This window comes from Streptomyces sp. NPDC050732, assembly GCF_040654255.1.
Taxonomy (GTDB): Bacteria; Actinomycetota; Actinomycetes; order Streptomycetales; family Streptomycetaceae; genus Streptomyces.
Genome location: NZ_JBFAHP010000006.1, coordinates 133,158 through 149,981, shown reverse-complemented (window position 1 = coordinate 149,981; position 16,824 = coordinate 133,158). Strand labels below are relative to the sequence as shown.

Below are 16,824 nucleotides of genomic sequence, written 5' to 3'. Positions count from 1 at the left end.
CGGCTTGCCTTACCTGTCTGTTCATCAACTAAGGTTAGCCTTACCTAAGCAACAAGGAGCGAAACATGTCCATACGCAGATCGTCGGCCCTGGTCGGCGCCGTGGCGCTGGCCCTGGTGGTCACCGGATGCGGCTCGTCGGACGGCGGATCGGACGACTCGGGCAAGGGCGGGACCCGGGTGTTCGCCGCCGACAACGGCAAGATCACCATCCCGGCCGACCCGAAGCGTGTGGTGGCCACCGGCTACGCCGTACCGGCCATGATCGAAGGCGGCGCCCCGCTCGTCGGCATCTCGTCGTGGAAGCGCGGCGAGCCGATGATGAGCAAGCAGGACCTCGCGACGTACAAGAAGACGCCCAAGGTGGCGGGCGAGCTGGCGACCGAGACCAACTACGAGGCCATCGCCGAGGCCGAGCCCGACCTGATCGTCATCGGCGTCCCCGCCCCGGTCCTCGGCGACATCGACGTCAAGCGGCTGGAGGGCATCGCCCCGGTCGTGGCGATCGGCCCGACCGTGCCGTCCGCCTGGCGCAAGCTGACGCACAAGCAGTCCGACGCGGCGGGCGCGCTCAAGAAGTTCGACGCCGCGAAGGAGAAGTACGAGGCCGAGGCCGGCCGGCTGGCCAAGAAGTACAAGGACGTGCTCCCGCAGCTCAAGCTCGGTCACGTCGGCGCGTACGGCGAGACCGCGAAGGGCACCTTCCAGCGGGAGTTCGGCGGTTCGTGGGGCACCAACATCGCCGAGGACGTCGGCGCCAAGTACTACGGCAAGGTCAAGAAGCCGGGACCCGGCTCGAAGGCGGTCAGCGAATACCCGTCCATCGAGGAGCTCCCCGCCGCACTCGGCAAGGCCGACGCCATCACCTACTCCGTCAACGCCGACGGCAGTGTCCCCAAGCCGGTGAAGTACGTCATGGACTCGAAGCTGTGGAAGAACCTGCCCGCCGTCAAGGCCGGCAAGACCTTCCCGATCCGCTACACCGAGGCCGCGACCTACGGGCAGGCCATGAAGACCCTGGACGCGATCGACACGTCGTTCGCGCCGCTCCTGAAGCGGTGACCGTCGCGGGCCGCGCCTCCGAGGCGGCCGTAACCAGACGGGCCGTCCCGCAGACCGGCCTGCTCGTCGGCGGCCTCGTGCTGCTGGCCGCCGTCGCCGTGCTCAGCATCGGCGTCGGAGCCCGCCACGTCGCGCCCGGCGAGGTCGTGAAGGCACTCTTCGACTACCGGGGCACCGACGACCACGTGGTCGTGCGCGACGTCCGGGCACCGCGGGCACTGCTCGCCGTCGCGGTGGGCGCCGCCCTCGCGGTGGCGGGCGCGCTCATCCAGACGCTGGCCCGCAACCCGCTGGCCGAACCCGGCATCCTCGGGGTCACCGCGGGCGCCGGGTTCTCCATCACCGTCGGCTCCGCACTCGGCCTGACGGCCGGGCAGGCCGGGGAACTGGGCTTCGCGGTCCTCGGCTCCGTCGGCGCGGCACTCCTCGTCGCCGCCGTCGGACGGCACTCACCACTGCGTCTTGTGCTCGCCGGGGTGGCCCTGACCGCCGTGCTGAGCGGTGTCGCGCTGGGCCTGCGGCTGATGCTCCCCGACACCTTCGACGCGTACCGGTTCTGGTCGGTCGGCTCCCTCGCGGCACGCGAACAGGCGCCGCTCGCCCTGCCGTTGACCGTCATCGGGGCCGCCCTGCTCGGCGCGCTGCTGCTGAGCCGGGCGCTCAACGCCCTGTCGCTCGGCGAGACCGTCGCCCACACCCTGGGCGCGAACGTCGGCCGGGTGCGGGCCGCCGCACTCGTGCTGATCACCGTGCTCAGCGGCGCGGCGACGGCCGTCGCGGGACCGATCCTGTTCGTCGGCCTGATCGTGCCGCACCTGGTGCGCAGACCCGCCGGAGGCTCGGTGCCCTGGCTCGTCCTCCACTCGATGGTGCTCGGTCCGATCCTGCTCCTGGTCGCCGACATCGGCTCGCGGGTACTGCTGCCCACCGGCGAGGTGCCGGTGGCCGTCGTGACCGCGTTCCTCGGCGGACCCATGCTCATCTGGGCCGTCCGCCGCTACGGGGCGGGGGCACTGTGAGCACACTCGTACTGAAAACCGAACGCCGCACGGTGCTGCTCGTCGCCGCGCTGGGCGCCCTGATGCTCGGCCTGGGCCTGCTCGGGCTGTGCTACGGCGCGTCATGGTCCACCCCCGGCGAGGTGTTCGCCTCGCTGACCGGCACCGACCGCTCCGTGGTGATCTCCGACTGGCGGCTGCCGCGCGTCCTCGCCGGACTGGTCTTCGGCGCCGCGCTCGGCGTGGCCGGGGCGATCTTCCAGAACCTCACGCGCAACCCGCTCGGCAGCCCGGACGTGATCGGCCTCGACGCCGGCGCCTACACCGGCGCCCTGGTCGCCCTCACCGCCCTGTCCGGCACCTCCGCCCAACTGGCCACCGGCTCCGTGCTCGGCGGTCTGCTCGTCGCGGCCGTGATCTACCTGCTCTCGTTCGACCGGGGCTTCTCCGGGCTGCGCCTCGTGGTGATCGGCATCGCGGTCAACGCGATGGTCACCGCGATCAACTCGTGGATCGTGCTCCGCGCCGACCTGGAGGTGGCGATCGCCGCCGTCGGCTGGAGCGCGGGCTCACTCGCAGGCGTCGGCTGGGAGGATCTCGGCATCCCCTTCGCGGTGATCGCCGTGCTCCTCGCCCTCATGGCATCGCGGGCCCATGCCATGCACCAGGCGGCGCTCGGCGACGCCATCGCGGTCACCACCGGCGTCGGACTCAACCGGCTGCGCCTGCTCATGGTGCTCGTCGGCGTCGGCTGCACGGCCACCGTCACCGCGGTGGCGGGCCCCATCGCGTTCATCGCCCTCGCCGCCCCGCAGATCGGGCGCAGGCTCGCGGGCGCCGCCGGAGTGCCGCTGCTCCCGGCCGCGCTGACCGGAGCGGTACTGCTCCAAGGCGCCGACCTGATCGCCCAGATGCTCCTCGCGCCGGTCGCCCTGCCGGTCGGCGTGGTGAGCACCGCGATCGGCGGCTGCTACCTGATCTGGCTGCTGACCAAGGAGGTGGGGCGCGCGTGACCGCACGCCTGACCGCGCGGGACATCACCCTGCGCTACGGAGACCGGGTGGTCTCCACACGGCTGAGCCTGGACGTCCCCGACGGCGCGTTCACCGCCATCGTGGGCCCCAACGCCTGTGGAAAATCCACCCTGTTGCGCGCTCTCGTCCGCCTGCTGCGCCCCGCCGACGGACACGTGCAGTTCGACGGCCGTGACGTCGGCGGCTACCCGGCCAAGGCGCTGGCCAGGCAACTCGGCTTCCTGCCGCAGGACCCGCTGGCCCCCGACGACATCAAGGTCCGCCACCTGGTCGGCCGCGGCCGGTTCGCCCACCAGTCGCTGCTGGCGCTCAGGTCGCCCGACGACGAGGCGGCCGTCACCGGGGCGATGGCCGCCGCCGGCGTCGCGGACCTGGCCGACCGGCCGGTGCAGGAGCTGTCCGGCGGACAGCGCCAGCGCGTGTGGATGGCCATGGTCCTCGCCCAGCGGACGCCCTACCTGCTGCTCGACGAACCGACGTCGTTCCTCGACATCACGCACCAGTACCAACTGCTCGGCCTGCTCGCCAGGCTGCGCGACGAGGGCCGCACGGTGATCGCCGTCCTCCACGACATCAACCAGGCGTGCCGCTTCGCCGACCACCTGGTCGCCATGAAGGACGGCCGGGTGGTCGCCGAGGGCGACCCCGGGGACATCGTGGACGCCGCGCTGATCAAGGACGTCTTCGACCTGCCGAGCGTCATCGTCCCCGACCCGGTGACCGATACGCCGATGGTCGTCCCCACACTGCAAGGAGAGTAAGTTGAGCACCGCAAGCGTCTCCTCGGACGGCCTGCTCCCCCTGACCGGCGCCCAGACGGGCATCTGGAACGCGCAGCGCCTCGAACCGGACTCGCCGTACTACGTGGTCGGCGACGTCGTGGAGATATCCGGCGCCGAGCCGGTCGACGTCGACGCGCTGACCGAGGCGGTCCGCGCGACCACCGAGGAAGCCGAGACCCTGCGGTTGCGGGTGTACGACACCCCCGAGGGGCCGCGCCAGACGATCAGTCAGGAACCCGTCGCACCGCCCGCGTTCGTCGACGTCAGTGGCGAGGCCGACCCCGTGGCCGCCGCCCACGCGCTCGTCGACGCCGAGCGGGCCCGGGTGGGCGAGGCCTGCCGCGGCATGGTGGACCGGCCGCTGTACGCGCGCACCGTCATCAAACTCTCCGACCGCGAGGTCTGGTACACCCAGCTCGGCCACCACCTCATCTTCGACGGCTACACCGCCGCGATGCTCGCCCGCCGCACCGCCGCCCGCTACACCGCCCTGGTGCGCGGCACCGAACCACGCAAGTCGGCCTTCGGCGGGTTCGCCGACCTCGTCGCCGCCGACCGCGCCTACCGGGACAGCGACCGCTTCACCGAGGACCGGGCGTACTGGGTCGACCGCTTCACCCCGCTGCCCGACCTGGGCGACACCGACGCGGCGGCCGGTGCGCCCGACCGCACCCTGACCGCCCGCGCCGCCCTCTCGCCCGAGGAGACCGCCCGGCTCCGCGCGTTCGCCGACACCGAGGGCGTCACCTGGGGCGAGGCACTGATCGCCTGCTACGCCGCCTTCCTGCACCGCGTGCTCGGCCGCACCGACGTGGTGTTCGCGCTGCCCCTGATGTGCCGGACCGGCTCCGTCGAACTGCGCACCCCCGCCATGGCGGTCAACGTGCTGCCGCTGCGGGTGACCGTGCGGCCCGGTGACGGGTTCGGCGAGCTGAGCCGCCGGGTCGCCGCCGCGATGAAGGAGATGCGCGACCACCAGCGCTACCGGGGCGAGGACCTGCCGCGGGACCTCGGCGTACCCGGCGCGGGCGCGCTGCTCCACGGACGCGGCATCAACCTCAAGGCGTTCGACCTGGCGCTCGACTTCGCCGGGGCGAGCGGTGTCATGCGCAACGTGGCGGGCGGCCCGCCGGAGGACATGGGCCTGAGCGTCCTGCCCGCCAGGGACGGCGGACTGCTGCTCGGCTTCGAGGTCGACGCGAGGACCAACGACCAGGCCTCCGTGGACCGTTCACTCGCCGGACTGCGGGCCCTGCTCACCGGACTGATCGACGGGCGGACCGTCGGCCGGACCCCCCTGGCGGGCGACGCCGACCGGATCCTCGCGGACTGGTGCCCGCCCGCACTGCCCGGCACCCCTGTCGACGTACCGACCGCGTTCGACGCGATGGCCGCCGCCGACCCCGCGCATACCGCCCTGGTGTGCGGCGACGACCGGCTGTCCGCGCGGGACCTCGCCGACCGCGTGCACCGGCTCGCCCGCGCGCTGCGGGCCCGCGGCATCGGCACCGACGACGTCGTGGCGCTGGCGCTGCCGCGCTCCGCCGACTCGGTGACCGCCCTCCTCGCCGTCCTCGACGCGGGCGCCGCCTTCCTGCCCCTGGACACCGCGTACCCGCCCGAGCGGCTGCGCGGACTCATCGACGACACCCGCCCCGCACTGGTCCTCACCGCCGCCGACACGGTCGACGGGCTGCCCTGGAAGACCCTCGTCGACGAGGCCGCCGCACTGCCCGGCACCCCCCTGACATCCGGTGAACTGGCCGCGCCCCGGCACCCCGACCACCTCGCCTACGTGATCCACACCTCCGGCTCGACCGGCCGCCCCAAGGGCGTGCTCGGCCGCGTCGGCGGCCTGGCCGCGCTCCTGCACCACCAGCGGTCGACGGTCATCGCCGAGGCCGAGGGCGCCGCGAAGCGCGGACTGCGCGTCGCGCACACCTATTCGTTCGCCTTCGACTCCGCGTTCGACCACCTGATGTGGCTGCTCTGCGGCCACGAACTGCACGTCTACGACGCCGAGACCGCCCGCGACGCCGACGCGCTGCTCGACGCGTACGCCCGCGACGGCATCGACATCGTCGACACCACACCGTCGATGGCCGCGCCGCTGATCGACGGCGGCCTCCTCGACCGGCGGCCGACACTGCTCGTCCTCGGCGGCGAGGCCACCCCGCCCGCGCTCTGGCGGCGGGTCGCCGACTCCGGCATCACCGCACGCAACATGTACGGGCCGACCGAGGCCACCGTGGACGCCACCACCGCCCGGATCGACGCCGGCGAACCCACGATCGGCCATCCGCTCGCCGGCACCCGCGTCTACGTGCTCGACAGCGCGCTCCAGCCCGTGCCGCACGGCAGGACGGGCGAGCTCTACCTGGCCGGCCCGCACCTGGCCCGCGGCTACCTCGGCAGGCCGGGGGCGACCGCCGACCGGTTCGTCGCCGACCCCTTCGGCCCGCGCGGCGCACGCATGTACCGCACCGGCGACCTGGCCCGGTGGGTGCCGGGCCGGGGCCTTGACTACCTCGGCCGCGGCGACGGCCAGGTCAAGATCCGCGGCCACCGGGTGGAGACCGGCGAGGTCGAGGCCGCGCTCGGCGCCGTGCCGGGCGTCACCGCGGCGGCCGCCACCGTCCGCTCGTCCCGGCTGATCGGCTACGTCGTGTCCACCACGGTCACCGGTGACGAGGTGCGGGCCCGGCTGGCCGCCACCCTGCCCGAGCACATGGTGCCCGCCGCGGTGGTCGTCCTCGACGAACTGCCCGTCACGACCAACGGAAAGCTCGACCGCGCCGCCCTGCCCGCACCCGTCTCCGCCGGCGGCGGCCGCGCACCGCGCACCGAGCGGGAACGCCTGCTCTGCGCGGTACTCGCCGAGGTGTTCGAGGTCGACCGGGTCGGCGTGGACGACGACTTCTTCTCCCTCGGCGGTGACAGCATCACCGCGATCACCATCAGCAGCCGACTGCGGGCCAGAGGCCTCGAACTGCGGCCCCGGGACCTCCTCGCGCGCCGCACCTTCGCCGCCCTCGCCGCATCCGCGGGCCTTGCGGAGGACGTGGCCGCGCCGGTGGACGACCCGACAGGGCCCGTGCCCGCGCCGCCCATCGTGCGCGAACTCCTCGACCCGCACCCGGACGTCGACGTCGTCGCCTCCTACGCACAGTGGACCGCCCTGCACGTCGACGGACTCACCCACGCCGACCTGACCGCGGGCGTACAGGCGGTGCTCGACCACCACGACGCGCTGCGGCTGCGAGTGGGCGACGGCCTCGACGTGCTGCCGCGCGGCGCCGTACGGGCCGTCGTCGACGAGGTCCACGGCGAGGACGTGACCGCCCTGGCCGAGCGCCTCGCCGGACAACTCGACCCGCGCTCGGGCGACCTGGTGCGGGCGGCCCTGCTCCGTACCGACGACACCTCCCCGGGTGGCGACACCTCCGACCGGCTTGTCGTCGTCGTACACCACCTCGCCATGGACGGCGTGTCCTGGCGCATCCTGCTGCCCGACCTCCACACCGCCTGCACGGGCGGCACCCTCGAACCGGCCGGGGCGTCGTGGCGCCGGCACGCCGCGCTCCTCGCCGAGCAGGGCGCGTCCGGCGCACGACGCGGCGAACTCGACCACTGGCGGGCCGCGCTCGCCGCCGCCTCCCGGCTCGGCGCCCGGCCCCTCGACCCCGCCCGGGACACCGTGGCGACCGCCCACCGTTCCGTCACCGTGGCCTCGCCCGAGGTCACCGAGGCGGTCCTGACGACGCTGCCCGCCGCGTACCGCGCAGGGGTCGACGAGGTGCTGCTCGCCGCGCTCGTGCTCGCCCTGCGCGAGTGGGGCCTGTCGGGCGACGCGGTCACCGTGTCGATGGAGGGCCACGGCCGTGAACACCTCGACCTGGCCCGTACGGTCGGCTGGTTCACCAGCGAGTACCCGGTCCGCGTCCCCCTCGCCGACGGTGTGGGAGAGGTGCTGCGTGCGGCGAAGGAGGCCAGGCGCGGCGTCCCCGACAACGGGATCGGCTACGGCGTCCTGCGCCACCTCGACCCCGAGACCGGCCCCGAGCTCGCGGCCACACCACCGCCGGACGTCCTCCTCAACTACCTGGGCCGGTTCGCCTCGCTGCCCGGCACCGGCTGGCGGCTGCCCGCACACGACGCCTTCTCGGTGACCGAGCCCGGCGCCAAGGCCCTTGAGCAGGTCCTCGCCCTCAACTGCTTCGTCCACGAGGAGGGCGCGCCGCGGCTCGCCGTCGAGTGGACGGCCGCGACCGAGGTGCTCGGCGCCGACGCCGTGCTGGCGCTGCGGAACGCCTGGGCCGCCGCGCTCGACGCGCTCGCCGAGCACGCGCGCCACACCGAGGGCGGCCTCACCCCCTCGGACCTGCCGCTCGTCGACCTCGACCAGCAGGCCATCGACGCCCTCGAACGCACCGGCCGCATCACCGACGTACTGCCCGCCACCCCGCTGCAGGTCGGACTCTCCTTCCACACTCTGGTACGCGACGACCAGGACGCCGACGTCTACGTCGTGCAGGCCGTGACGACCCTGGTCGGCGAGGTGCGGCCCGACCGGATGGCCGAGGCCGCCCGCGAACTGCTGCGCCGCCACCCGGCGTTGCGCGTGTATCTCGGTACCGCCGGGGACGACGTGGTGCAGGTGATCCCCGCCGACGTGACCCTGGACTGGCGGGAGGACGACCGGTTCCCCGAGGCCGCCAGGGAAGACCTGGAGCGCCCGTTCGACCCGGCCAGGCCGCCGCTGATCCGCTTCCTGCTGTCCCGCGTCGGCCCCGCCGAGCACAAGCTCGTCATCACCAACCACCACGCGCTGCTCGACGGCTGGTCGATGCCGCTCGTCGGCCGCACCCTGCTCGCCCTCTACGCCGAGCTGGGCGGCGGCCCCGCCGTCCCCGCCGCCCCGCCGCTCCCGGAGTACTTCCGGTGGCTCGCGGACCGTGACCACGAGGCGTCGCTCGCCGCGTGGCGCGACGCGCTCGCCGGCGTCGACGACGCCACCCGGCTCGCACCCGCGACCACCGGGACCGGCGTCGAACGGCCCGGCCGCGAAACCGTTGCGCTTGGCCGCGAGTTCAGCGACCGGCTGCGCGCCTTCGCCCGCGAACAGGGCGTCACCCTCACCACGGTCCTCCAGACCGCGTGGGGCCTGCTCCTCGGCAAACTCACCGGCCGCCGCGACGCCGTCTTCGGCTGCCCCGTCTCCGGGCGGCCCGCCGAGGTCGACGGCGTGGAGTCGATGATCGGCCAGCTCGGCACCACGATCCCGGTCCGCGTCCGGCACACCCAGGACCAGACCGTGGGCGACCTCATGGCCCGCGTGCACGCAGAGAGCGTCGCCCTCGCCGAGCACCACCACGTCGGCCTGCCGGAGATCCAGCGGGCGGTCGGTGCCGGTGAACTCTTCGACACGATGCTGGTGATGGAGAACTTCCCGCTGTCCAGCCGGAAGCGCACCCCGCTCGCGCCCGGGCTCGACCTGGCCGGCGTGGACATCACCGACGCCACGCACTACGCGCTCACCGTCATCGTGATCCCCGACGACGAGATCACCGTCGGCCTCGGCTACCAGCCGCGCGCCTTCGACGCGAACACCGTGCGCGACTACGGCCGCTGGCTGCACAACATCCTCCGCGAGATCGTCGACGACCCGGCACGCCCCGTGCTCCGGCTGCCCGCCCTCGACCCCGACGAGCGCGAGCGCATCCTGCGCACCGGTACCGAGATCGTCCCCGTGAGGGAACGCGGCCCCTGGCTCGACGAGTTCGCCGCCTGGGTCCGGCGCAAGCCGGAAGCCGAGGCTCTGGTCTGCCGCGAACGCAGCCTCAGCTACGCGGAGTTGGACCGGCAGGCCAACCGGCTCGCGCACGCGCTGATCGCGCGCGGCGTCCGGCCCCAGGACCCGGTCGCGGTGCTGCTCGGCCGCGACATCGAGATGACCGTCGCACTCTTCGGCGTGGTCAAGGCGGGCGCGGTGTACGTGCCGATGGACGCGAGCTACCCGCGCGAGCGGCTCGCGTTCATGTTCGACGACATCGCCCCGGCCGCCGTCGTGTCCACCGGCGCCGACCTCCCCGTCGACCGCGACATCCCGGTCCTGCGCCTCGACGACCCCGCGACCCTCGCCTCCGCACCGGACACCGACCCGGCCGACGCCCGCGCCGGGCTCACCGAGGACGCGCTCGCGTACGTCATCTACACCTCCGGCACCACCGGGCGGCCCAAGGGCGTCGGCGTGACCCACCGGGGCGTGCCCGACCTGATCGCGCTCCAGGAGGAGGTCGTCGGCGTCACCGAGCACGACCGGTACCTGCACTTCGCCTCGACCAGCTTCGACGTCGCGTTCTGGCAGACCATGGTGCCGCTCCTGTCCGGCGGCGCCTCCGTGATCGCCCCCGAGGAGGTGCGCGTCCCCGGCGACGAACTCCTCGACTACATCGTCGAACACCGGGTGACGGGCGTGAACCTGCTCCCGTCGTTCCTGGCCGCGATGCCCGACGACCGCACCGTCGACCCCGACGTGTTCTTCGTCGTCGGCGCCGAGCGCCTCGACCCCGAACTGGCGCGGCGCTGGGGGCGAGGCCGCCGGGCGCTCTTCAACGCCTACGGCCCCACCGAGGTCACCATCAACTCCGTGACCTGGCACTACGACCCGGACGACGCCGGACCACTGCCCATCGGCCGCCCCGACCCCAACGTCCGCGCCTACGTCCTCGACAGCGGGCTCCAGCCGGCCGGCGTCGGCGTGACCGGCGAGCTGTACCTCGCCGGGCCGAGCCTGGCCCGCGGCTACCTCGGCCGCCCCGGACTGACGTCCGAGCGGTTCGTCGCCGACCCGTTCGGACCGCCCGGCGAGCGGATGTACCGCACCGGCGACCTGGTGCGGTGGCGTCCCGACGGGCAGCTCGTCTTCCTCGGCCGCGTCGACCACCAGGTCAAGGTGCGCGGCTTCCGCGTCGAGCTGGGCGAGATCGAGTCCACGCTGACCAGCCACCCCGACGTCCGCGCCTGCGCCGTGATCGTCCGCGAAGGACGCCTCGTCGGCTACGTCATCCCGACCGACGGCGCCGACCTGGACACCGCCCGCGTACGCGAGTTCCTGACGGGGGAGCTGCCCGACCACATGGTGCCGACGGCGCTCGTCCCCATCGACCGGCTGCCGCTCGGCCCCAGCGGCAAGCTCGACCCCACCGCGCTGCCCGCCCCCGAGACCGCCGCCGCGGCCCGGCGCGCACCCGCCACCGAGGCCGAAGCCGTGCTGCTCGGCGTCTTCCGGGACGTCCTCGGCACCGACGCCATCGGCCCCGACGACGACTTCTTCGCCATCGGCGGCGACAGCATCGTGTCGCTGCAAGTGGTCTCCCGCGCCCGCCGCCAGGGGCTCGGCCTGACCGCACGGGACGTCTTCGAGGGCGCCACGGTCGCCGGCATCGCGGCACGGGCCCGCGCCCTCGACGGCGGCACGGCGCCCGCGACCGGTGACGCGCCGCTCACCCCGGTCATGCGGGACCTGCTGCGCCGCGCGGGCACCGCGGCCGACGGGTTCTGCCAGTGGGTGGAGATCTGCGTCCCGCCCGGCGGCGACGAGACCACCTGGCAGGCCGTCCTCGACGCGCTCCTGACCCGGCACGACGCGCTGCGGGCCCGCCTGACCGACGACGCCCTGCACATTCCGCCGGTCGGCGCGGTGACGGGGGCCGACATCCTCACCGTCGTCCGCGCCACCGACGACGACCTGCGCACCCTGATCGACGCCTGCGTCGGCGGTGTCCGGGACGCGATGGACCCGCGTACCGGCCCGCTGCTGCGCGCCCTGTGGGTGGACGCCGGACCCGAGCGGCCCGGCAGGCTCGTCCTCGTGGCCCACCATCTGGTCGCCGACGGCGTCTCCTGGCGCATCCTCGTCGACGACATCGAACACGCCTACGCGGGCGGCCAGTTGACGCGCCACGGCCAGTCCTTCCTCGGCTGGGCGCAGTCGCTGCGCGCCGCCGACCGGCGGTCCGAACTGCCCCACTGGCGGCGGATGACCGGCACCCCGGCGCTCACCCGTCCGCTCGACCCCGCCCGTGACACCGTGGCCACCGCGCGGCACCACGAGATCCGGCTCGACACCGCGTCGACCCGCGCCCTGATCACGACCCTGCCCGCCGCCTACCGCAGCACCCCTGACGCCGTGCTCCTCACCGCGCTCGCGAAGGCGGTACGGGCCTGGCGCGGCACGCGGGAAGTTTTGGTCGCCCTGGAGAGCCACGGCCGCCCGCAGCACGTCGACCTGTCCCAGACCGTCGGCTGGTTCACCGCCGTCCACCCCGTGCGCCTCGACGCCGACGACGACGTGAAGGCGGTCAGGGAACGGCTGCGCGCCCAGGGCGACGGCCTCGGACACGGCATCCTCACCTCGGCGGGCCTCCTCGACCCCGTGGCACCGGAGGTCGCCTGGAACTACCTCGGCCAGTTCCCCGGCGCCCCGGCCGACGAGACGCCGTGGCAGGCGCCGCCGGACGCCGACCCGCTCGGCTCGGGCGGCACCGACGCGCTGCCCCTGCCGCACAGCCTCATGGTCAACGCCCTGGTGCGCGACGACGCGCTCGGCGTCCGGATCACCTGGCCGGCCGCGCTGTTCACCGCCGCCGAAGTGGCGGACCTCGCCGAGTGCCTGCGGAGCGCGCTCCAGGAGCTCGCCGCCGCACCGGAGATCAGGGCACTCGACCACGGCCGGCCGATCGCCGCGATCCAGCCCCTCACCCCGCTCCAGGAAGTGATGCTGCGGCACTCGCGCACCGAACGCCCCGACCCGTACACCGTGCAGTCGGCGTTCTCCCTCGCGGGACCGCTCGACACCGACGCCCTGCGCGCCGCCGGCGGCGATCTGCTGGCCCGGCATCCGAACCTGGGCGCCGTGTTCCCCGCCGACCTGGCGGTGCTCCCCGAGTCGCCCGTGCCGGACTTCCGCGTGGTCGACGGGCCCGCCGACGACGTCCTCGCGGCCGACCTGGCCGAACCGTTCGACCTCGCACGCGGCCCGCTGCTCCGCCTGACCGTGATCCGGGACGGCGCGGACCTCGCCCACCTGGTCATGACCAGCCACCACGTGCTCTCCGACGGCTGGTCGGCCCCGCGCATCCTCACCGAACTGTTCGACCTCTACACCGCACGCGTCCGCGGTGTCGCCGCGGACCTGCCCGCCCCCGTGCCCTTCGGCGACTACCTGCAATGGCGCGCCGACCACGAGCCCGACCTCGACACCTGGGCCACCGAACTGGCCGGACTGCCCGAGGGCGACTACGTGAGGGGCGGCGAGCCGGGACCGGCCTGGCAGGAGCCCACGCTCATCACCTTCGACGCGGCACTCGTGACCGAGCTGACCCACCTCGCCGCGCGGCGCGGCCTGACCCGCAACACCCTGGTGCAGGGCGCCTGGTCGGTGCTGCTCGCCCGGCGCTCCGGCCGCACGGACGTCTGCTTCGGTGCCATGGTCGCCTGCCGGCCTCCGGAGCTGGCGGGCGTCGAGGAGATCGTCGGTCTCCTCGCCAACACCGTGCCGGTACGCGCACGGCTCACCGGCACACTCGCCGACACGCTCGCCGACCTGCAGGCCCGCCAGCGCGCCTTGGTCGAGCACCACCACGTCGCCCTCTCCGACCTGGAACGGCTGACCGGGCGGCGCAGGCTCTTCGACAGCCTGGTGGTGTTCGAGAACTATCCGGTCGACCCGGACCGCCTCCGCGAACCCGCCCCCGGCCTCACGCTCGTCGGCACCCGCTTCCGCGAGTCCACGCACCACCCGGTGACCCTCACGGTCATGCCGGACGGCGACGGCTGGACCGGCGTGCTCGCCCACCGGGCGGGCGTGGCCGTCGACGGGCTCGCCGACGAACTCCTCGACGTGCTCCGCACCCTGGACAAGCACCTCGACCACGACGTCCACGACCTCCTGGAGCGCCGATGACCAAGGACGTCGCACCACCCGCCGAGCGGGAGCGGGTGGACGGGCAGCTGCTGCGCATCGCGTTCATCCTGGTGCTCGGCACCTTCATGGCCACGCTGGACGCCACCATCGTCAGCGTCGGCATCGACCGGCTGACCGACGAGTTCGACGCCTCCGTCGCCGACATCCAGTGGGTCAGCACCGCCTACCTGCTCGCCGTCGTCGCCGCCGTGCCCGCATCGGGCTGGCTCGCCGACCGGTTCGGCGGCCGGCGGACGTGGCTCGCCGCCGTGGGCGTCTTCCTGGCCGGCTCGGTGCTGTGCGCGCTGGCCTGGTCCGCGACCAGCCTCATCGTGTTCCGGGTGGTCCAGGGGCTCGGCGGCGGACTCCTGCCCGCGACCGGCCAGGCGCTGCTCGCCCGTATCGCGGGACGCGACCGCACCGGTCGTGTCATCAGCGTCGTCGCGGTCGTCCCGCTCCTGTCGCCCGTGTTCGGCCCCCTCGTCGGCGGCTCCCTGCTCGGCGTCGCGTCCTGGCAGTGGCTGTTCCTGGTCAACCTGCCGATCGGCGCGGCCGCCGCCCTCCTCGCACGCCGCTACGTCCCCGACGTACCGCCGTCGACCCGGCGGACGGCGTTCGACCTGCGGGGGGCCGCGCTGCTCTCACCCGGCCTCGCCGTGCTGGTGTACGGGCTGACCGAGGTCGCCCACGGCCGCGACCTGCCGGCCGTGCTTGGTGTGACGGCGGGCGTCGCGATGCTGGTGGGCTTCGCGGTGCACGGGCTGCGCACGCGTGGCACCCCACTGGTCGACCCGCGGCTGTTCACCCGGCCGCCCTTCGGGGCCGCCGCGCTCGCGCTGCTCGTCCTCGGCGCCTCGGTGTTCGGCACGACGTTCCTGCTGCCGCTGTACTTCCAGACCGGCCGAGGCCTCACGGCGTGGGAGGCCGGGCTGCTGCTCGCCCCGCAGGGACTCGGGGCGGCGGCCGGGTCCGTCCTCGTCAACCGCACCATCGACAAGGTCGCGCCGCGGACCCTGGTGGTCACCGGCATCGCGCTGATCCTCGCGGGCACGGTCCCGTTCACCCAGCTCGGCCACGAGCCCCCGGACGCGCTGGTCATCGCCGCGCTCGCGGTCCGCGGCACCGGCATGGCGATGATCGGCGCGCCCGTGATGAACATCGTCTACAGCCGCATCGAGCCCGAACACCTGCCCCGCGCGTCCGGCGCGCTCAACCTCCTGAACACGGTGGGAGGTTCGGTCGGCACGGCCGTCCTCGCGGTGGTCCTGCAGAACCGGCTGGCCGCCCGGGGCCCGCACATCGCCTCGGCGTTCGCCGACACCTTCTGGTGGGTGCTCGGCTTCTGCCTGCTCGCCGCCGCGGGGGCCACGAGGCTGCCCGGCACCCGGACGGTCAGGAGGTGAAGCTGTCCGGGTCCGCCGCGCGCCAGTCGGCGGCCCAGCCCTCCGGCGGCGCCGCGAGCAGTTCGCCGGGGGAGAGCCAGTCGTACAGCTCGGCGTAGGACCGGAACCTGCCGCGGTCCTCGCGGCGCCGCAGGTGGTGCGGTCCCAGCTCCGCCGGGTCGCGGACGCCCATCGCGGCCATGATCTGCAGCGCGCTGTGGACCGTGGCCCGCTGGTACCGCGTGACGCGGGCGGCCTTGTCCACGACGTCGAGGGCGCGGGCCCGGTGCGGGTCCGTGGTGGTGACGCCGGTCGGGCAGTGGTTGGTGTGGCAGCGCTGGGCCTGGATGCACCCGACGGCGAACATCATCGCGCGGGCCGCGTTGGTGTAGTCGGCGCCCATGGCGAGGCGCTTGACGATGTCGGTGCCGGTCGCCACCTTGCCGCTGGCGCCGACCCGTATCCGGTCCCGCAGGCCGGTGCCGACGAGGGCGTTGTGCACCGTGATGAGCCCGTCGGTGAGCGGCATGCCCAGGTGGTCGGCGAACTCCAGCGGCGCCGCGCCCGTGCCGCCCTCGGCGCCGTCCACCACGATGAAGTCGGGGGTGATCCCCTCCGCGTCCATGGCCTTGCACACGGCGAGGAACTGGGTGCGGGAGCCGGGGCACAGCTTGAAGCCGACCGGTTTGCCGTGGGTCAGTTCCCGCATCCGGGCGAGGAACCGGACGAGTTCGCGCGGGGTCGAGAACACGCGGTGGTACGGCGGCGAGATGACGGTCTCGCCTTGCGGCACGCCGCGTACCGAGGCGATCTCGGCGTTGACCTTGCCGCCGGGCAGGACGCCTCCGATCCCCGGCTTCGCGCCCTGCGACAGCTTGAGCGACACGCATCGCACGGCGGGGTGGGCGGCCTTCTCGGCGAACTGCCGCGCGTCGAAGCCCCCGTCGCGGGTGCGGCAGCCGAAGTAGCCGGTCCCGATCTCCCAGATCAGGTCGCCGCCGGGCCGCAGGTGGTGGCCGGACAGGCCGCCCTCGCCGGTGTCGTGCGCGAACCCGCCCCGCGCCGCACCGGTGTTCAGGGCCACGATGGCGTTGGCGGACAGCGAACCGAAGCTCATCGCCGAGACGTTGAGGAGCGCCATGTCGTACGGCTCGGCGCAGTCGGGGCCGCCGATCCGGACCCGGGGCGGCTCGTCGCGGACGTCCACCGGCGCCATGGACGGCACGAGGAACTCGTAGCCGCGATCGTCCATGTCGCGCTCGCTGCCGAAGGGTTCCTCGGCGGCGACGCCCTTGGCCCGTTCGTAGACGATGCTGCGGGTGTCGCGGTCGTAGGGCCTGCCGTCGTAGTTGCGCTCCACGAAGTACTGCTGCAACTCCGGGCGCATCGCCTCCATGAGGAACCGCAGATGCCCGAGCACGGGGTAGTTCCGCAGTACGGAGTGCCGTCGCTGCACGAGGTCGTACACACCGGTCAGCGCGGCGGCCAGCAGCGGAGCGGCGGCGAACCACCACCACGGGGACACCAGGAGGGCGAGCAGCACACCGCCCACCGCGCAGGCCGTCAGGAGGCCCACCGTCACGAAACGCGTCATGATCCT

The 16,824-nt window shown here is 73.8% G+C and carries 7 protein-coding genes; 6 read left to right on the top strand and 1 reads right to left on the bottom strand.

Annotation, left to right across the window (positions count from 1 at the left end; genetic code table 11):
* Positions 1-65: 65 nt before the first annotated feature.
* From AB0H82_RS07595 to AB0H82_RS07570, 6 genes are all read left to right on the top strand, one after another.
* Positions 66-1,061, top strand: a complete 996-nt coding sequence (locus AB0H82_RS07595) for an ABC transporter substrate-binding protein (RefSeq protein ID WP_362989875.1) — start codon at positions 66-68, stop codon at positions 1,059-1,061.
* Positions 1,058-2,080 carry an iron chelate uptake ABC transporter family permease subunit gene (locus tag AB0H82_RS07590; protein ID WP_362989873.1) on the top strand — a complete coding sequence of 341 codons (1,023 nt, stop codon included), beginning with the start codon at positions 1,058-1,060 and terminating at the stop codon, positions 2,078-2,080. Before AB0H82_RS07595 ends, AB0H82_RS07590 begins: the two co-directional genes overlap by 4 nt.
* 62 nt (positions 2,081-2,142) lie before the next feature.
* The gene (locus AB0H82_RS07585; protein ID WP_362990058.1) at positions 2,143-3,072 is read left to right on the top strand and encodes an iron chelate uptake ABC transporter family permease subunit; all 930 of its coding nucleotides are present in this window, start codon (positions 2,143-2,145) and stop codon (positions 3,070-3,072) included.
* On the top strand, positions 3,069-3,854 hold the full coding sequence (locus AB0H82_RS07580) for an ABC transporter ATP-binding protein (RefSeq protein WP_362989871.1): 786 nt from the start codon (positions 3,069-3,071) through the stop codon (positions 3,852-3,854). Before AB0H82_RS07585 ends, AB0H82_RS07580 begins: the two co-directional genes overlap by 4 nt.
* A gap of 1 nt (position 3,855) precedes the next feature.
* Entirely contained in the window at positions 3,856-13,842 is a 9,987-nt protein-coding gene (locus tag AB0H82_RS07575; RefSeq protein WP_362989869.1) for an amino acid adenylation domain-containing protein, read from the top strand.
* A complete protein-coding gene (locus AB0H82_RS07570) occupies positions 13,839-15,245 on the top strand; it encodes an MDR family MFS transporter (protein ID WP_362989867.1) in 1,407 nt (468 codons plus the stop codon). The genes AB0H82_RS07575 and AB0H82_RS07570 overlap by 4 nt, the downstream gene beginning before the upstream one ends.
* Here the strand turns inward: AB0H82_RS07570 and AB0H82_RS07565 are convergent.
* Entirely contained in the window at positions 15,235-16,818 is a 1,584-nt protein-coding gene (locus AB0H82_RS07565; protein ID WP_362989865.1) for an FMN-binding glutamate synthase family protein, read from the bottom strand. The genes AB0H82_RS07570 and AB0H82_RS07565 overlap by 11 nt on opposite strands.
* Positions 16,819-16,824: the final 6 nt, after the last annotated feature.